Consider the following 18405-nt stretch of genomic DNA (forward strand, 5'->3'; position numbering starts at 1 on the left):
GCTACCCCTGACGGAAGACGCGCACGGCGGCGCTCGGCACCGCGAAGCGCAGCGCGCCGCCGGTGGCCGGTTGCAGGGCCTGCATGTCCGCAGGCGAGAGGTCGGCATAGAGCGGGTGATCGCAGGCCTGCATGCGCAACGTCACGCGCGAGAATGCCCCGAGGAATTCGATCTTCTCGACGGCGCCGTCGAACAGATTCGCATCGTCGTCGAGGTCGTCCAGATCGCGCACGCGCACGTCCTCCGGTCGGAAGAAGACACGGATGTCCTCACCGGCACGGCATCCGTTGAGCGTGCCGCACGTCAGTTCGAATTGCCCGACGCGCACGCGTCCTGCGTCGCCAAGTCGCGCGGGCAGGATGTTGGTCTTGCCCACGAAGTCCGCGACGAACGGCGTTGCCGGATGCTGATAGATCTCGCCGGGGGTGCCGACCTGTTCGATCACGCCCTGATTCATGACGACGATCCGGTCGGCCATGGACAGCGCCTCTTCCTGATCGTGCGTGACGAGAATCGTGGTGATGCCGAGCCGCTGCTGCAACGCGCGGATCTCGCTGCGCAGACGCACCCGCACGCGCGCATCGAGCGCCGAGAGCGGTTCGTCGAGTAACAGCAGGCCCGGCGACGTGGCGAGTGCGCGTGCGATGGCGATACGTTGCTGCTGGCCGCCGGATAGCTGGCCGGGGAACTTGCCGCCGGCATCGGGCAGCCCGACCATCGTCAGCAACTCGGCCACACGCGCATCGCGCTCGGTGCGAGGCACCCGGCGATTCGTCAGGCCATAGGCCACGTTCTGCGCCACGCTCAGATTCGGAAACAGCGCGTACGACTGGAAGACGATGCCGTAATCGCGCTGCATCGGCGGCAGCCGCGAGATGTCCCGGCCGTTTTGCGACAGCGTGCCCTGCGTTTGCGCTTCCAGCCCCGCAATGATGCGCAGCAGCGTGGTCTTGCCGCAGCCCGACGGGCCGAGGAAGCAGAGCATCTCACCGCGTCTCACGGTGAGGTGAATGTCATGCAGCACCACGGTGTTGTCGAACCGCTTGTGGATGCCGGCGAGACTCAGATACGTACTTTGGCGAGGATCGTCGCTCATTCGGGGGACCTCCTGCGTTGTCACGTGAGTGAGGGGCGTTCGTTTGCGCTGCCGCGCAAGGCAGTGCGGGCAGCGCGACGCCAGACGTCACTTCTTTTCCGATTTCGCGCCGTAGCGCTTCTGCCACTCGGACAGCACCGACTCGCGGCTCTTGGCGATTTCCGTGAAGTCGTTCTTCACCAGCAGATCGGGGTAGTTCGCAGGGATCGTCTCGAACTTCCTCGCGACGCCCGGGTACGCCACGATCGCCCAGTCTTTCGCGTACATCTCATTCGCTTCCTTGCTGGCGAGCCAGTCCATGTAGCGCTTGGCGGCATCGAGCTTCTTAGTCGTCTTCACGATGCCCGCCGCTTCGATGTCGTAGCCGAGACCTTCCTTCGGGAACACGAGATCGATGGGGGCGCCGGCGGCTTTCGTGCGATGCGCGTTGAATTCGAACGAGATGCCGATGGGGTATTCGCCCGCGCCGGCATCGCGGCAGGGCTTGGAGCCCGAGTGGGTGTACTTGACGATGTTCTTGTCGAGAGCGTCCATGTACTTCCAGCCGCCTTCCTTGCCGAACATCTGCAACCACGCGGTCACATCCAGGAACCCGGTGCCGGACGTCGCCGGATTCGGCATCACGATCATCCCTTTGTAGATGGGCTTGGCGAGGTCTTCCCAGGACGTCGGCTTGGGCAAATTGCGCTTGGCCGCTTCGACCGTGTTGAAGCAGACCGTGGCGCCCCACACGTCGAGGCCGACCCACGACGGCGGATTCGCCTTATCGCTGTACGCACGCGTGAGCTGATCGAAGCCCTTCGGTGCGTACGGCGTGAGCAAACCTTCCTGCTTGATGAGCTCCAGACTCGACGCGGCGAGCCCGGCAATCACGTCCGCCTGCGGGTTGGCCTTCTCCGCGAGGACCTTCGCCGTGACCACGCCGGTGGAGTCACGCACGTACTTGATCTCGATGTCCGGATTCGCCTTCTGGAACGCCTCGGCGTACGGGCGCATCACTTCGACTTCCCACGCCGTGTAGACGGTCAGCGTGGTCTTGGCGAACGCATGACCGGCCTGTACGGCACAGACGAGGCCTGTTGCGAGAACAGCGGCGGCGCGCATGGCACGGCGCAAGGATGAGTTCATGGATGGCTCCTGTGGGTCGCGATCACGGTCGCGTTGTGAGTACGGGCAAAGCCTTCTTTGAGGCGATTTTTTGCATTTTATTGGCAAATTATGTCGTTTTCTTGAAACCCTTAGCTTTTGTCATCTGTTCGTCAAATACCTCCAATAGTATGGAAATCGTTGATTCAGATAGGGTTTTGTCGTTGCCGCAACCGACTCACCCCGACGGTGTTGCAAAATCTGTCTGCAAAGTCGGATGTGTTTTGTTGACAATCTACAAATCGCTGTGCTTGAATGTCAATAACAAAAATAATCACGTGATGCCACAAATTGCCACGCAGCGCTATCCGGCGAAGCGATGGCGAAGGATGCCCCCGAAGTGCCGGGCGTCGCGTGATGGCGCAAGCGTTCAGAGATAAGGAAGATCGGTATGACCCCGAAGCCCACGTCGCCCACGGCGATCGAGTTGTTGCAGAGCCAGTCGCTCACCACGCTCGTCCAGCACGAGATCGAGCGCCAGATCATGGCGGGCACGCTTACGCCGGGTACCAAGCTCAACGAGATCGAGGTGGCAGGAAGTCTCGGCGTGTCGCGTGGTCCCGTGCGTGAGGCGTTTCGCGCGCTCGAAGAGGCCGGGCTGCTGCGCACCGAGAAGAATCGCGGCGTGTTCGTGCGTGTCATTTCGCTCGAAGAGGCCGAGGAGATTTACGCGCTGCGCGGCGTGCTCGACGAATACGTCGCGCGCACCCTGGCGGAGTCGATTACGTCCGAACAACTCACGCGGCTGCGCGAGTCGGTGGAAGCCATGCACCACGCGGTGGAAGCGGGCGACAGCGAGGCTTATTACCAGTTGAATCTGGCGTTCCACGACACGCTCGTCGAGATGGTCGGCAACCGCAAGTTGCTCGAGACCTACCGGCGTCTCGTGAAGGAGCTGAGCCTGTTCCGTCACGAAGCGTTGACGGGCGATTCGTCCGCGCCGCCGAAGTCGGAGCGCGAGCACCGCGACATCGTGAGCGCGATTGCCTCGCGCGATCCGGAGCGGGCCACGCAGGTCACGCGCGATCACCTGGTGCGCGGCCGCACGCGGATTCGCGAGATGCTGGCCCGCGCGCCGGGAACGAGCACGCAGGCGAAGGCCGGTTGAGTGGGACTAAGCGTGACTGAGGGTGATTGAGCGTTCGACGCCAACGCTCTCGAAGATTTTGCAGGTTTCGCAGATTGCATGACTGATATTCCGGCCGCACGCGGCGTGTCGCCAGACGCGCAACGCCCGCCACGGTCAATCGAGTTGTTCTTGAGGAGAACCGACGTGAACCAGCCCGCACAGATTCAAGTGAACGGCCGTCAATACCGCTTGCCGCAGCAGCCGACCGTCATCGTATGCGTCGACGGCTGCCAGTTCGAGTACATCGAAGCTGCCGCCGCTGCCGGCGTCGCCCCTTATCTGAAGCGCCTGCTCGCCGAGGGCGCCGTCTTCAAGGGCGATTGCGTCGTGCCGTCGTTCACCAACCCGAACAACCTGTCGATCGTGACCGGCGCGCCCCCCGCCGTGCACGGTATCTGCGGCAACTACTTCTTCGATCCGTCGGCCGACGGCGGCCGCGGCGCGGAAGTCATGATGAACGACCCCGCCTATCTGCGCGCCGGTACGGTGTTCGCCGCAGCCGCCGACGCGGGTGCGAGCCTTGCGGTCGTCACGGCCAAGGACAAGCTGCGCAAGCTGCTCGGCTACCGCATGAAGGGCATCTGCTTCTCGTCGGAGAAGGCCGATCAGGTCACGCTCGAAGAGAACGGCATCGAAGACGTGCTCGGTCTGGTCGGCATGCCGGTGCCGGACGTCTACAGCGCCGAACTCTCGGAGTTCGTGTTCGCAGCGGGCGTGCGCCTGCTGGAGACGCGTCACATCGACCTGATGTATCTCTCGACGACGGACTACGTGCAGCACAAGTGGGCGCCGGGCACCGAGGGGGCGAACGCCTTCTACGCGATGATGGACAAGTACCTCGCACGCATGGACGAACTCGGCGCGGTCATCGGCCTCACCGCCGATCACGGCATGAACGCCAAGCATGATCCGAAGACCGGCCAGCCCAACGTCATCTATTTGCAGGATCTGCTCGACGACTGGCTCGCCAAGGGCGTGGAAGCGGGCGGGGCGCGCGTGATCCTGCCGATTACCGACCCGTATGTCGTGCACCACGGCGCACTGGGTTCGTACGCCACCATCTATCTGCCCAAAGACACGGACCGCGACGCGATCCGTTCGCGCATCGCCGCGCTGCCGGGTATCGAAGTCGTGCTGACCAACGCCGAAGCCTGTGCGCGCTTCGAGCTGCCGCCTGATCGCGTGGGCGACCTCGTGGTGGTGAGCGATCAGTCGGTCGTGCTGGGCACGAGCGCGAGTCGTCACGATCTGTCGGGTCTCACGGTGCCGCTGCGCTCGCACGGCGGCATCTCGGAGCAGACCGTGCCGTTGCTCTTCAATCGCAAGACCGACGGCATTCCGGGCAAGGCGCGACTGCGCAATTTCGACATCCTCGACGTTGCCCTCAATCACGTCTGATCGGATGTCGGCCCGAATGCAATGAAATGAGAGCCAGGGGCGCGCGAAACCCGCAAGGCGTGCGCCGCCCGGCCCCTGTCCAGTCGTTGGAGACGTTGTGGAGAACCCCATGAACGCGCCGCACAAGCTGCATCCCGAGTTCCGCGCCGAAGCCCTTCGCATCGGTGGCGAGAAAGTGACCCGCGAACGGATCATCGAAGTGTTCAATCCGTATTCGGGCGATCTGGTCGGCACCGTGCCGAAGGCGTCGCTCGACGACGTGCGTCGCGCGTTCACGATCGCCAAGCAGTACCGCTCCACGCTCACGCGTTTCGAGCGCGCCAATGTGCTCGATAAGGCCGCGGCGTTGCTGCGCGCCCGCACGGCGGAAGCGGCCGCCATCATCACGATGGAGTCGGGGCTGTGCAAGAAAGACGCCGTCTACGAAATCGGCCGTGTGGCCGACGTGCTCGGTTTCGCGGCGGGCGAGGCGCTCAAGGACGACGGACAGGCGTTCTCCTGCGATCTCACGCCGCACGGCAAGAAGCGTCGCGTGGTGACGCAGCGCGAGCCGCTGCTCGGGGCGATCTCCGCGATCACGCCGTTCAATCACCCCATGAATCAGGTGGCCCACAAGGTGGCCCCCTCGATTGCGACGAATAACCGGATGGTGCTCAAGCCGTCCGAGAAAGTACCGCTCTCGGCTTACTACCTGGCGGACACGCTGTACGAAGCCGGCCTGCCGCCGGAAATGCTGCAAGTCATCACGGGCGATCCGATGGAGATTGCCGACGAGATGATCACTAACGAGAACATCGACATGATCACGTTCACGGGCGGCGTGTCGATCGGCAAGTACATCGCGTCGAAGGCGGGCTATCGCCGTATCGTGCTGGAGCTGGGCGGCAACGATCCGCTGATCGTGATGGAGGATGCCGATCTGGAGCGCGCCACCGACCTCGCAGTGCAGGGCTCTTACAAGAATTCCGGGCAGCGGTGTACGGCCGTCAAGCGCATGCTCGTGCATCGCGATATTGCCGCGCAGTTCACCGAACTCGTGGTGGAGAAGACCCGGGCGTGGAAGTATGGCGACCCGGCGGACGGCGACAACGACATGGGCACCGTGATCGACGAGGCAGCCGCCCGTCTGTTCGAGGCCCGCGTGAACGAAGCCGTGGCGCAGGGCGCGCGTCTGCTCGTGGGCAATCAGCGCGATGGCGCCCTGTATTCGCCGACGGTGATCGATCGCGTCGATCCGAAAATGACGGTCGTGCGCGAGGAAACCTTCGGCCCGGTCTCGCCGATCCTGACCTTCGGCAGCATCGACGAGGCCATCGCCATGTCGAACGGCACCGCGTTCGGTCTGTCGTCAGGGGTATGCACGAACCGGCTCGACTACGTGACGCGTTTTACCAACGAGTTGCAGGTCGGTACGGTCAACGTCTGGGAGGTGCCCGGATATCGCATCGAACTGACGCCGTTCGGGGGGATCAAGGATTCGGGTCTGGGCTACAAGGAAGGGGTTCAGGAGGCGATGAAAAGCTTCACGAACACAAAGACCTTTACGTTGCCATGGGGAATCTGAGGCGGATTGCCCTCGGACCGGGAGCGGATGCGGCGGCGGTGGCGGCGGCCGAAAAGCGATGGCTGTCGGGGCGTCGGCCGCGTCTGTTTCCCTTATGCAACAAGGCTTAGCAGAAGGCGCGCAAAAATTGTGACAAATTCATGACACGATTGTTGCGCTGGTCAATTTGGTGTACGGTGTACCGATTGGGGATACGCATGACGCGCGAACTTCATACGCATCCCGACGCCAGTGTTGGACTGACGCGGGATGCCGGTTCGGCAAACCACAGCTCGCGTCATGTTGGCGGCGCGAAGCGCTGCCTGTCCCGTCGACAATAAGATCACCTAACACTGGCATGCTGACACTGCTCAATCTACTTTCCGGCGTGGCGATGCTGATCTGGGGTACGCACATCGTGCGTACCGGGGTCCTGCGCGTCTACGGTGCCGATCTGCGACGCATTCTGTCGCACAGCATTTCGAATCGCTTCCTTGCGTTCGCGGCGGGTGTGCTCGTCACGGGCCTGGTGCAGAGCAGTAACGCGACGGCGCTCATCGTGTCGTCGTTCGGTGCGCAGGGTCTCATCGCGTTGGCACCGGCCCTGTCCATCATGTTGGGCGCCGACGTCGGCACCGCCCTCATGGCGCGGATCCTGACGTTCGACCTGCACTGGCTGTCGCCGCTGCTGATCTTCTTCGGCGTCATCTTCTTCCTGTCACGCAAGCAGACGCGCGCTGGCCAGCTCGGCCGCGTGTCCATCGGCCTTGGTCTCATCATTCTGGCGCTGCAACTGATCGTGGGCGCGACCACGCCGATGACCGAAGCGGCGGGCGTGAAAGTGCTGTTCGGCTCGCTCACGGGCGACGTGATGCTCGATACGCTGATCGGCGCGCTTTTCGCGATGATCTCGTACTCCAGTCTGGCGGCTGTGCTGCTGACGGCCACGCTCGCGTCGTCTGGCGTGATCTCGCTCAAGGTGGCCCTGTGCCTCGTGATCGGTGCGAATCTGGGCAGCGGCATGCTGGCCATGCTGACGTCGGCGGGACAGAACGCGGCGGGTCGTCGTGTGGTGTTCGGCAGTCTCATCTTCAAGCTGATCGGCTGCCTGCTCGTGCTGCCGTTCGTCGACTATGCGCCGATGCTCGTGAGCTGGCTGTCGGACGCACCGGCACAAGCCGTCGTCAACTTCCACGTGCTGTACAACCTGGTGCGCTGCGTGGTGAGCCTGGCATTCACTGCGCCGATGGCGCGCCTTTGCGTGCGTCTGCTGGCCGAGAAGCCGGAAGCCGACGGTGTCACGCGCCCTCGCCATCTGGACGAAAGCGCGCTGGAGATGCCGTCGCTGGCGCTGGCCAACGCCACGCGCGAGACGCTGCGCATGGGCGACATCATCGAGCAGATGCTCAATGGCTTGCTCGACGTCATCAAGAGCAATGACGTGGCGCGCGCTCGCGAGACGCGACGACTGGACGACGACGTCGACCACCTCTACACGGCGGTGAAGATGTACCTGACGCGCGTGTCGCGCGAGAACCTCAGCGAGCCGGACAGCCGCCGCTGGACGGACATCATCTCCCTCACCATCAATCTGGAACATGCGGGCGACATCATCGAGCGCATGGTCGTCGAAGTCGAAGAGAAGAAGATTTCGCACAAGTTGTCGTTCTCCGAGGCGGGGTTGCAGGAGATCTGCGACATGCACGCGCGGCTGGTGACGAACCTGCAACTCGGGCTGTCCGTGTTCCTGAATACCGACCTCAAGAGCGCGCAGCGCCTGATGGCGGAGAAGGAGAGCTTCCGGGATCTGGAGCGCGCGTATTCGTACACGCACCTGAACCGTCTGGCAGGTCAGTCGGTGCAGAGTATCGAGACGAGTTCGCTGCATCTGGACATCATCAGCGACATGAAGCGCCTGAATTCGCTGTTCTGCTCGACGGCTTATCCGGTGCTCGACGATGCCGGCGCGCTGCGCAAGAGCCGCATGCGCGACAAGCCGAAGGACGGCAAGGACGCGAAGGAAAGCAAGGATCTGAAGGCGCCGAAGGAAGCCAAGGCGTCGAAACTGGCGGCGCTTGCCGAAGTCGCGACGGCCGCCGCCGGCTCAGCAGCAAGTTCTCGCGACGACAACGAGAGTTCTCACGATGGCCCTGAGCCTGCCGGACATCCGCACCCTGTTCGATAAATTCGGTTCGATCGCTTACAGCGGCGAGCCTGTCACCCAACTGGAGCACGCGCTGCAAAGCGGCGCGCTTGCCGAGAGCGAGGGCGCCGACGAGGCGCTCGTCGCCGCCAGTTTCCTCCACGATCTCGGCCATCTGCTCAATCTTCAGGGCGAAACGCCCACCGAGCGCGGCATCGACGATCTGCATCAATACTTCGCATTGCCCTTTCTGAGGCCGCTGTTCGACGACGCGGTGCTCGACCCGATTCGTCTGCACGTGGACGCCAAGCGGTGTCTGTGCGCGATCGATGCCGATTACTACGGCAAGCTGTCGGCGGATTCGGTACGCAGTCTGGCGTTGCAGGGCGGGGTCTTCACCGACGAAGAAGCGCAGACGTTCCTCGCGAGCGAGCATGCGCCGGCGGCGCTGCGACTGCGTCGCTGGGACGACCGTGCAAAGATCGCCGGCATGCAGACGCCATCGCTGGATCACTACATGAAGGTGCTGGAGCGGGTGACGTTGCAGTAGGCATTGATGGGCCGTAACCCAACCGTGCCAATGGGAAATTCCCGTTCCTGGTCGAGCGCACTTCGGATTCGAAATCTCTCCGGATGTTTCGCAAAGTGATGCGACTGATGAGTGACAGACTGAAGTCTCCTATCGTTGATGGAGGCTTACCATGAAGTGCGACCCCCAGACGTCGGCAGCCGCTGCAGTACCACTCCAGCCGGAACCCTCGGCACCGCCCGCTGCGACAGCTACGGACGGCTTTGCGGCGATGCTGGGCACTACCCAAAACATCACGGGCGGTATTCCCTGGGACAGCGATGGTCCGGAAGACTCACCACCCAGGGTGGAAGATGCATGGCCCCGTTGGGACGACAATCCCCGTAGCGATCAATGGGACCTCGTTCTCGCGAGTGAAAATCGTTCCGAGGCGTGGTCCAACCTTGTCTCGACCGTTGAGCAGACGCTCAACATGGATTCTCATTACGCGCTGGCGCTGGATGTCCGGAGCATGGAACCCGCGTCGAATCGTCTGCTCGCATGGGAGAGGTTGCTGAGTGACGTATGCTGGGCAAGTGCCGTCGCCGCCAGAAAAATCTGGACGGAATCACCGCCACCGGGGTTCTTCGACATTGGGGACGTGGCGCAGGCGCTGTCACTGCTGGAGGCGGCCGAAGCGCGGCATAACGGCTAAAGGCATTGCCTGCGAATGAGATGGGCATCTTCAGGCACCTTCGGCATCTTGTCATTGTGTCGGCGTAGACCCATCAAACGACGAGGGCCACCCGGGCAATGTGCCGGGTGGCCCTCGTGCTATCCGATTACCCCGCCAGCGCCATCGCCTCGATCTCCACGGCAACGCCATGACTGAGTGCCGGCACGGGGACCACGCAACGTGCCGGTTTGGCGTCGCCGGCCCATGCCGCATAGACCTCGTTGAAGGGGCCCCAGTCGTCGACGTTCGTGATGTACACGCGCACTTGCACCAGAAGGCTGATGCTCGATCCGCAGGCCGTCAGGATCGTGGCCACGTTGTCCAGCGCCTGCTTCGCCTGTACCGCGAACGGCGCGCCCACGAGACGCTCGCCCTCCGGCGTGATTGGCAACTGGCCCGACACGAACACGAAACCATTCGCACAAACGCCATGCGAATAGTGGCCGCGCGGCGGTTGCAAGGTCGGCACGATCACCGATTCGATACCTCGTTCCTGCGTGCTCATACGGTCTCCCCGAGCGTAAGTTTGGCGAAGCGCGCCAGATCGACGTTGCCGCCGGACAGAATGACGCCCACACGTTTGCCGCGAACGTCGACCTTACCCTGCAATGCCGCCGCCGCCGCGAGGCATCCGGTCGGCTCCACCACGATCTTCATGCGGCTCGCGAAGAACGTCATCGTCTTCACGAGTTCGTCATCGGTCACCGTGAGGATGTCGTCTGCCAACGCACGGATCACCGGGAACGTGTACTGGCCGAGATGCTGTGTCTGTGCGCCGTCGGCAATCGTGCGGGGCGTGTCGATGTGCACGATCTCGCCCTTGCGCAAGCTCTGCTGGCCGTCGTTGCCCGCCTCCGGCTCCACGCCGTAAATCTCGATGTTCGGGTTCAGGGCGCGCGCCGCGACCGCACATCCCGACAGCAATCCGCCACCGCCGACACACACGAGCAACATGTCCAGTTCGCCGGCATCTTCGATCAACTCCTTGGCGGCCGTTCCCTGACCGGCCATCACATGCGGATGGTCGTACGGCGGGATCAGCGTCATGCCGCGCTCGTCTGCCAGACGTTTCGCCAGCACTTCACGATCTTCCGTGTACCGGTCGAACAGAATCACCTCCGCGCCATAGCCGCGCGTGGCGTCGATCTTCATTTGCGGGGCGTCCTTCGGCATGAGGATGACCGCGGGCACGCCAAGCTCGCGCGCCGACAGCGCAATCGCCTGCGCATGATTACCCGACGAGAACGCCAGCACGCCACCACGTCGCTGATCTGCCGTGAATTGCGAGATCGCGTTGTAAGCGCCGCGGAACTTGAAGGCGCCCATGCGCTGGAAGTTTTCCGCTTTGAAGAACAGGCTCGCGCCGGTCATGGCGTCGGCGGTACGCGAGGTGAGCACCGGCGTGCGGTGCGCGGCCTCGCGAATCCGGTCGTGTGCTGCGACGACGTCACCGTAGGTGATCGCCAGCGTGGGGGTCGTCATGATGTGCCTTTCGGGTCGGAGAGGTAGGTGTAGACGGTCGAGCGCGCAATGCCCAGCGTACGCGCGACTTCGGCGTGCGCGTGGCGCAGATCGAGCAGCCCGCGTGCTTCGAGCAGACGGATCGCTTCGCGGCGCTGCGCGAGTGTCAAACCCTGCGGCGTGGTGTTGCGCTGCGCCGCAAAGTCGGTAATGAGCGGGGTGATGTCGTCCAGCCGCCGGGTGGAGAGCGTTTCGTTGACAGACGCCGGGGCCTGATTCGGCACGTTCACCAACTGCTGAATGCTCGAAGCCGCCGCCGCGAGCATCGAGATGTCCATGTTCAGGCAGATGGCCGCGACATACTCGCCGTTGCTGTTCTTCAGCCCGATGGACGTACTCTTGGCCGGACGCCCGTCCGGGAACCGGTTCGCATAGTTGGCGATGACTTCGGGGAAGGCCGGATCGGCGATACGGGCGAGGCCCATTTCCGTGACGGCATCGCCCGGCTCGCGGCCCGACAGATTGTTGGCGATGGCCACGATGGCGTGATCCGGGTCGGTCAGGTCGTGCAGCACCACTTCGACGAGCGGTGCGAACGTCTGGCCGAGCGCTTCGACGATCTTGCGTCCTTCACGCAGCAGCAGCGTGTTCTCGTCGAGCTTGCCCGTGGCAGGGGATTTTGCGGATTTCATGATTTGACATTATGTCATTTGGTGACAAAATGTCAAATCGACGTCAAAAAAACGCCCGACGCCCGTTTGCCTCCTGACGGGAGGCACCGGACAGCGGGCGATTCGTTCAGACGAGTTCCTTTTCCGCCAGTTCGCTCTTCAGATAGCCGTAATAGATCGGCGCGGCGACCAGCCCGGGTAGCCCGAACGCCGCTTCCAGCACGATCATCGCCAGCAGCAGTTCCCACGCGCGGGACTGGATCTGCGTGCCGACGATCCGGGCATTCAGGAAGTATTCGAGCTTGTGGATGACGATCAGGAAGACCAGCGCCGAGAACGCCACATACAGCGACATCGACAAGCCGAGCACCACGATGAAAGTATTCGAGATCAGATTGCCGACGACCGGCAACAGACCGATGACGAACGTCACGACGATCATCGTCTTGCGCAGCGGCAGGTGAACGCCGAACAACGGCAAAATGCCGATCAGGAAGATAGCCGTGAACAACGTGTTGATCGCAGATATCTTCAACTGCGCGAAGACGATGCGACGGAACGCGTCGCCGAACAGCGTGACACGGCGCGTTAGCGCGGCGGCCAGTGGGCGCATGTGCTGCACCGGCCGGATCGTCGAGAGGGCCACGAGCGCGCCCAGCACCAGCCCGATGATGATGTGTACCAGCGAGTTGAGCGCTTCCTTGCCGACGAACGACACCTCCTGCGTGTGATCCTTCAGGAAGCCGGTCATGGCGTCGTGAATGTCCTGACTGTCTGCCGGCAGCCGGTCCGTCAGCCACATGGGCAACTGGGCGCGCGCCTGTTCGAGCGCTTCCATCATCTTGCCGTTGATGTGCTCCAGATGCCCTGCGTCGCTGCGGAAGAAGGTGATGACGCCGAAGACCAGCGCCGTCATCAGCGCGACGATGACGGCGGAGAGTAACGCGACAGCGACCAGTCGGGCGCGCTCGCTGGAAATGCGCAATTGCAGGCGCGGCCCCAGCACGTGAACGAGCTGATAGACCACCATGCCCGCGAGCACCGCAGAGAGCAGATGGATGCTGAGAATCAGCCAGAGAGCCACGGCGGCGAAAACATAGCTCGCCAGTTCGACCCAGAAGTTCCGGTCCGGAGTCCAGCCAGAGCGCGGTTCCATGAGATGACGTCCTTAAAAAAACCGTCTCGCGATAACGCCCGTGGGGGCGGGACGGTGCAACGTGAATTGTTACATCGCGTCCGTGTTGCCCCTGCGTTCGCCCTGCCGGCGTCGTTCGCTCGACGGGTTCCTGCGTCCTGATTACTTCCCGCGCTTGAGCAGCGGCGCGAGATACTTGCCGGTGAAGCTGGCCTTGCTCGCCGCCACTTGCTCGGGCGTGCCTTGCGCAATGATCTGCCCGCCGCCCGCGCCGCCTTCCGGCCCGAGATCGATCACCCAGTCCGCCGTCTTGATCACGTCGAGGTTGTGCTCGATGATCACGACCGTGTTGCCCTGATCGCGCAGCCGGTGAATCACCGTGAGCAGCAGTTCGATGTCGTGGAAGTGCAGACCCGTGGTCGGTTCATCCAGGATATACAACGTGCGGCCGGTATCGCGCTTGGACAGTTCGAGCGAGAGCTTCACACGCTGCGCTTCGCCGCCCGAGAGCGTGGTGGCCGACTGACCGAGCCGGATGTAGCCGAGACCGACGTCGAGTAACGTCTTGAGCTTGCGCGCCACCACAGGCACCGGCTTGAAGAACTCGTGCGCCTGCTCGACCGTCATGTCGAGCACTTCGGAGATGTTGCGTCCCTTGTACTGGACTTCCAGCGTTTCACGGTTGTAGCGCTTGCCGTGGCAGACGTCGCAAGGCACGTACACGTCCGGCAGGAAGTGCATTTCCACCTTGATGACACCATCGCCCTGACACGCTTCGCAGCGTCCGCCCTTCACGTTGAACGAGAAACGCCCGGGATCGTAACCGCGCTCCTTGGCCGCAGGCACGCCCGCGAACAGTTCGCGGATCGGCGTGAACAGACCCGTGTAAGTGGCCGGGTTCGAGCGCGGCGTGCGTCCGATGGGCGACTGGTCGACGTTGATGACCTTGTCGAAGTGCTCCAGCCCGTCGATCTGCTCATACGGCGCGGGTTCGGCCGACGAGCCATAGAGATGGCGCGCGACGGCGTGATAGAGCGTGTCGTTGATGAGCGTGGATTTGCCCGAGCCCGAGACGCCTGTCACGCAGGTGAGCAGGCCGACCGGCAGATCCAGATTGACGTGATTGAGGTTGTTCCCGGTGGCGTCGAGAATGCGCAGATAGTCTTCGCCCGGCGCACGACGCTCCGCAGGCATTTCGATACGACGCGCGCCCGAGAGGTACTGCCCGGTGAGCGACTCGGCCGATTGCTCGATCTGTTCGGGGCTACCCTGAGCGATCACCGTGCCGCCGTGAATGCCCGCGCCCAGCCCCATGTCGACGACGTAGTCGCTCGCGAGAATCATGTCTTCGTCGTGCTCGACCACGATCACCGAGTTGCCGAGGTCGCGCAGGTGCTTTAGCGTGCCGATGAGACGATCGTTGTCGCGCTGATGCAAGCCGATGGACGGCTCGTCGAGCACGTACATCACGCCTGTGAGCCCCGAGCCGATCTGCGATGCGAGGCGAATACGCTGTGCCTCGCCGCCCGAGAGCGTGTCGGCGCTGCGTTCCAGCGAAAGGTAATCGAGGCCGACGTTGTTGAGGAACGTCAGGCGCGCCACGATTTCCTTCACGATCTTGTCGGCGATTTCACGCTTGGCGCCGTGCAGCACCAGCTCGTGGAAGTAGCCGAGTGTCTCGCGCAGCGGCAGGTTGCCGATCTCGTAAATCGCGCGCGCCTGCTTGTCTTCGCCGACCTTGACGAAGCGCGCCTCGCGACGCAGGCGGCTGCCTTCGCAATCCGGGCAGGCACGGTTGTTCTGGTACTTGGCGAGTTCCTCGCGCACGGCGATCGAATCGGTTTCGCGATAGCGCCGCTCCAGATTCGGGATGATGCCTTCGAAGGCGTGCGAGCGAACGGAGGTGCGTCCCTTTTCGTTCACGTACGTGAAGGGAATTTCCTGCTCGCCGGAGCCGTACAGCACGATCTTCTGCGTGTCTTCCGGAAGCTCCTCGAACGCCGTGTCGACATCGAAGTCGTAGAACGCCGCGAGGCTTTGCAGCATCTGGAAGTAGAACTGGTTGCGTCGATCCCATCCCTTGATGGCGCCGGAGGCCAGCGAGAGTGCGGGAAAGGCCACGACGCGCTTCGGATCGAAGAATGTCATCTGGCCCAGCCCGTCGCAGGTCGGGCACGCACCCATCGGGTTGTTGAACGAGAACAGACGCGGCTCAAGCTCCTGCAACGAGTAAGAGCACACCGGACAGGCGAACTTCGAGCTGAAGACGTGTTCCTTGTCCGTATCCATTTCCAGCGCGATGGCGCGGCCGTCGGCCAGACGCAATGCCGTCTCGAACGATTCCGCCAGACGTTGCTTCAGATCGGCGCGCACCTTCACGCGGTCGATGACCACGTCGACGGAGTGCTTCTCGGTCTTCTTGAGCTTGGGCAGCGCTTCGATGTCATACACCCGCGCCGTGCCTTCGTTGGCCGCGCCGCCGCCCGAGCGAATGCGAAAGCGCACGAAGCCCTGCGCCTGCATTGATTCGAACAGGTCCGCGTGCTCGCCTTTGCGATCGACGACGATCGGCGCGAGGATCATGAGCTTGGTGTCTTCGGGCAGGGCGAGCACGGCGTCGACCATCTGCGAGACGCTTTGGGATTCGAGCGGCAGGCCGTGATCCGGGCAATAAGGCGTGCCCACGCGAGCATAGAGCAGACGCAGGTAATCGTGAATTTCCGTGACCGTGCCGACCGTCGAGCGCGGGTTGTGCGACGTGGCTTTTTGCTCGATGGAGATCGCCGGCGACAGGCCTTCGATCAGATCGACGTCGGGCTTCTCCATCAGTTGCAGGAACTGACGCGCGTACGCCGACAGGCTTTCGACGTAGCGACGCTGACCTTCCGCGTACAGCGTATCGAAGGCGAGAGACGACTTGCCGGAGCCCGACAGGCCGGTGATCACCACAAGCTGGTGACGCGGCAGGTCGAGACTGACGTTCTTGAGGTTGTGGGTGCGGGCCCCACGAATACGGATGGTTTCCATTGACGTTTCCGGGTCGTCGCCGAGGAATCCGCGCGGCGAATTGTCGCGGGGCGGTTTCCGGCCCCCAAGCGCCTGAATTTCCCGGGACGCTGGAGTGCGTCGGCACGGCGTTGGCCGGGCATCGACGTGGCTGGCGCACAGCCTGCGGCGGGAGCGGTCGGGCGGACCGCTGGGGGGAAATCCGGGCGGCTAAACCTGCTAATATACCTAAGTTTGATTGCCGGGGCTGATCCCTGCTGACGGGCTGTCTCGGGCAGCCATGCGGCACGGGGTTCAGATGGGGACGAACCGCCCGATTTCCAGAGGCGCGCGTCCAGTGGTCATCCGCCCGTCCCCCGTGGGACAGACGGCAGCCACGACGGCCGCCGGCGAACCCGATGCCTGTCTGCCGGGCCGCCGACGAATCGGACGTCCGGGCGCAATCATCGGACGATTCCGGGGCCCCACGCGCTTTTTTCATCTCTCAGGACGTAATGTCGACTGATTCCGTGACTTCCGCTTCTCCTGCCTCGACACGCGGCCGAGGGGGCCGCATGACCCCGCTAGAAGTGCGCGCCAGCGCGTCGCTCGCGGGGATTTTTGCATTGCGCATGCTCGGTCTGTTCCTGATCATGCCGGTGTTCTCGGTCTTCGCGCAGACGATTCCGGGCGGCAACGACACGTTTCTCGTCGGGCTGGCCATCGGCATCTATGGTCTGACGCAGTCACTGCTCTACATCCCGTACGGCTGGGCATCGGACCGGCTGGGTCGCAAGCCGGTGATCGTTTTCGGTCTGATCGTGTTCGCCATCGGCTCGCTGGTCGCGGCCATGGCGCATGACCTGACGTGGATCATCATCGGCCGGGCGATTCAGGGCGCGGGAGCGATCTCGTCGGCGGTCATGGCCTGCGTGGCGGACCTCACGAGCGATGCGAACCGCACCAAGGCGATGGCGATGATCGGCGGCAGCATTGGCGTGTCGTTCGCCGTCGCGATCGTGTGCGCGCCGTTCCTGTATCACTGGCTGGGCATGAGCGGCCTGTTCTCGGCCATCGGCATTCTGGCGGTGCTGGCGATTTTCGTGGTGCTATGGGTGGTGCCTACGCCACCCGTGCATGCCAAGGCGGGTCCCGCGCCGTTCTCGGAAGTGCTGCACAACCCGGAGTTGCTGCGTCTGAACTTCGGCGTGTTCGTGCTGCATGCCACGCAGACGGCGCTGTTCGTGGCGATGCCGCGCATGCTGGTGGCTGCCGGATTGCCGGTGGCGCAGCATTGGGAGGTGTATCTGCCGGTGATGGGGCTGTCGTTCATTGCGATGGTCCCGGCGATCATCGCGGCGGAAAAGCGTGGAAAGATGAAGGCAGTACTGCTCTCGGCGATTGCGCTGGTGGCGGTGGCGCAAGTGGCGCTGGGCGGATTGCCGCCGACGGTCGGCGTGATTGCCGTGGTGCTGTTCGTGTACTTCCTGGGGTTCAATGTGCTTGAAGCCTCGCAGCCGTCGCTGGTGTCCAAACTGGCGCCGGGACAGCGTAAGGGGGCGGCGGTCGGGGTGTACAACACGACCCAGGCACTGGGCCTCTTCTGCGGTGGCGCACTAGGGGGTTTTCTTATGACCCACTACGGTCAAAACGCAATCTTCCTCAGTTGCGCAGCCGGTGCGTTCGTGTGGCTTATAATCGCCGCACCGATGAGGACGCCAGCGCCTCGTCAATCCTGATCGGATTTCAGCAATACCGGAGAAAGATTTATGGCATCAGTCAACAAAGTGATCCTGGTCGGCAATTTGGGCGCCGATCCCGAAGTCCGCTACATGCCGAGCGGCGATGCGGTCGCGAACATTCGTCTGGCGACGACCGACCGTTACAAGGACAAGCAGTCCGGCGAGTTCAAGGAAATGACGGAATGGCACCGCGTGTCGTTCTTCGGTCGTCTCGCGGAAATCGTCAACGAGTACCTCAAGAAGGGCTCGTCGGTGTACATCGAAGGCCGTATCCGCACGCGCAAGTACCAGGCGCAGGACGGCACGGAACGTTACAGCACGGAAATCGTGGCCGACCAGATGCAAATGCTGGGTGGCCGCGGCGGCAGTGGCGGCGGTGAAGGCGGTGGTGGCGGTGGCTACTCGCGCGGCGGCGACGAAGGCGGTGGCGGCGGCTATTCGCGTGGCGGTGGTGGCGGTGGCGGCGGTGGCCGTCAACAAGCCCCGGCCAAGCAATCCGGCGGCGGTTTCGACGACATGGACGACGATATTCCGTTCTAAGACCTACTTGGTTGGTTTCTAGTTGATATAGGCCCGCTCATCCAATGGAGGCGGGCTTTTTCTTTACCCACACTTTTTTGCTTCAGCAGAAGGACTGACCTTACCCCTTGGAGTACACCATTCGTAAGTTAGTGGGCTTGCCGGCTTTCGGTTGATGCAATTGCCGGAATTG

The 18405-nt window shown here is 63.1% G+C and carries 15 protein-coding genes; 8 read left to right on the plus strand and 7 right to left on the minus strand.

All coding sequences use genetic code 11. The features are described from left to right. Nucleotide 1: 1 nt before the first annotated feature. Both PCA20602_RS10065 and PCA20602_RS10070 read right to left on the minus strand, forming a co-directional pair. Complete coding sequence (locus tag PCA20602_RS10065) at nucleotides 2–1096, minus strand: putative 2-aminoethylphosphonate ABC transporter ATP-binding protein (protein WP_150721065.1); 1095 nt, start codon at nucleotides 1094–1096, stop codon at nucleotides 2–4. An 87-nt stretch (nucleotides 1097–1183) separates the two neighbouring features. After that, on the minus strand, nucleotides 1184–2224 hold the full coding sequence (locus PCA20602_RS10070) for a putative 2-aminoethylphosphonate ABC transporter substrate-binding protein (protein WP_150721066.1): 1041 nt from the start codon (nucleotides 2222–2224) through the stop codon (nucleotides 1184–1186). A gap of 409 nt (nucleotides 2225–2633) precedes the next feature. Here PCA20602_RS10070 and PCA20602_RS10075 point away from each other — a divergent pair, with 409 nt between their 5' ends. The 6 genes from PCA20602_RS10075 (at nucleotide 2634) to PCA20602_RS10100 (ending at nucleotide 9678) form a co-directional block, all read left to right on the plus strand. Beyond that, nucleotides 2634–3350, plus strand: a complete 717-nt coding sequence (locus PCA20602_RS10075) for a phosphonate utilization associated transcriptional regulator (RefSeq protein WP_150721067.1) — start codon at nucleotides 2634–2636, stop codon at nucleotides 3348–3350. Between the two features lie 165 nt (nucleotides 3351–3515). After that, nucleotides 3516–4769 (plus strand): phosphonoacetate hydrolase, encoded by a 1254-nt coding sequence (phnA, locus tag PCA20602_RS10080; protein WP_150721068.1) that lies wholly within the window; start codon nucleotides 3516–3518, stop codon nucleotides 4767–4769. A 109-nt stretch (nucleotides 4770–4878) separates the two neighbouring features. Further along, nucleotides 4879–6333 (plus strand): phosphonoacetaldehyde dehydrogenase, encoded by a 1455-nt coding sequence (phnY, locus tag PCA20602_RS10085; RefSeq protein ID WP_150721069.1) that lies wholly within the window; start codon nucleotides 4879–4881, stop codon nucleotides 6331–6333. Nucleotides 6334–6670: 337 nt separating this feature from the next. Then, nucleotides 6671–8497, plus strand: coding sequence for a Na/Pi cotransporter family protein (locus tag PCA20602_RS10090; protein WP_150721070.1), 1827 nt, complete (start codon nucleotides 6671–6673; stop codon nucleotides 8495–8497). Continuing rightward, on the plus strand, nucleotides 8457–9005 hold the full coding sequence (locus PCA20602_RS10095; RefSeq protein ID WP_150721071.1) for a phosphonate degradation HD-domain oxygenase: 549 nt from the start codon (nucleotides 8457–8459) through the stop codon (nucleotides 9003–9005). Before PCA20602_RS10090 ends, PCA20602_RS10095 begins: the two co-directional genes overlap by 41 nt. 151 nt (nucleotides 9006–9156) lie before the next feature. Continuing rightward, nucleotides 9157–9678 carry a hypothetical protein gene (locus PCA20602_RS10100; RefSeq protein WP_150721072.1) on the plus strand — a complete coding sequence of 174 codons (522 nt, stop codon included), beginning with the start codon at nucleotides 9157–9159 and terminating at the stop codon, nucleotides 9676–9678. Nucleotides 9679–9805: 127 nt separating this feature from the next. Here PCA20602_RS10100 and PCA20602_RS10105 read toward each other — a convergent pair whose 3' ends face one another. From PCA20602_RS10105 to uvrA, 5 genes are all read right to left on the minus strand, one after another. Then, on the minus strand, nucleotides 9806–10204 hold the full coding sequence (locus tag PCA20602_RS10105) for a RidA family protein (protein ID WP_150721073.1): 399 nt from the start codon (nucleotides 10202–10204) through the stop codon (nucleotides 9806–9808). Further along, the gene (locus PCA20602_RS10110; protein WP_150721074.1) at nucleotides 10201–11181 is read right to left on the minus strand and encodes a threo-3-hydroxy-L-aspartate ammonia-lyase; all 981 of its coding nucleotides are present in this window, start codon (nucleotides 11179–11181) and stop codon (nucleotides 10201–10203) included. Before PCA20602_RS10110 ends, PCA20602_RS10105 begins: the two co-directional genes overlap by 4 nt. Beyond that, nucleotides 11178–11852, minus strand: a complete 675-nt coding sequence (locus tag PCA20602_RS10115; RefSeq protein ID WP_150721075.1) for a helix-turn-helix transcriptional regulator — start codon at nucleotides 11850–11852, stop codon at nucleotides 11178–11180. The genes PCA20602_RS10110 and PCA20602_RS10115 overlap by 4 nt, the downstream gene beginning before the upstream one ends. 106 nt (nucleotides 11853–11958) lie before the next feature. Further along, complete coding sequence (locus tag PCA20602_RS10120) at nucleotides 11959–12987, minus strand: AI-2E family transporter (RefSeq protein WP_150721076.1); 1029 nt, start codon at nucleotides 12985–12987, stop codon at nucleotides 11959–11961. A 141-nt stretch (nucleotides 12988–13128) separates the two neighbouring features. Continuing rightward, nucleotides 13129–15993, minus strand: a complete 2865-nt coding sequence (uvrA, locus tag PCA20602_RS10125) for an excinuclease ABC subunit UvrA (RefSeq protein ID WP_150721077.1) — start codon at nucleotides 15991–15993, stop codon at nucleotides 13129–13131. A 533-nt stretch (nucleotides 15994–16526) separates the two neighbouring features. Here uvrA and PCA20602_RS10130 point away from each other — a divergent pair. Together PCA20602_RS10130 and PCA20602_RS10135 are read left to right on the plus strand one after the other, a co-directional pair. Further along, the gene (locus PCA20602_RS10130) at nucleotides 16527–17690 is read left to right on the plus strand and encodes an MFS transporter (RefSeq protein ID WP_150721078.1); all 1164 of its coding nucleotides are present in this window, start codon (nucleotides 16527–16529) and stop codon (nucleotides 17688–17690) included. A 30-nt stretch (nucleotides 17691–17720) separates the two neighbouring features. Continuing rightward, nucleotides 17721–18233, plus strand: a complete 513-nt coding sequence (locus tag PCA20602_RS10135) for a single-stranded DNA-binding protein (protein WP_069340289.1) — start codon at nucleotides 17721–17723, stop codon at nucleotides 18231–18233. Nucleotides 18234–18405: the final 172 nt, after the last annotated feature.

Source organism: Pandoraea capi (genome assembly GCF_902459735.1).
Taxonomy (GTDB): Bacteria; Pseudomonadota; Gammaproteobacteria; order Burkholderiales; family Burkholderiaceae; genus Pandoraea; species Pandoraea capi.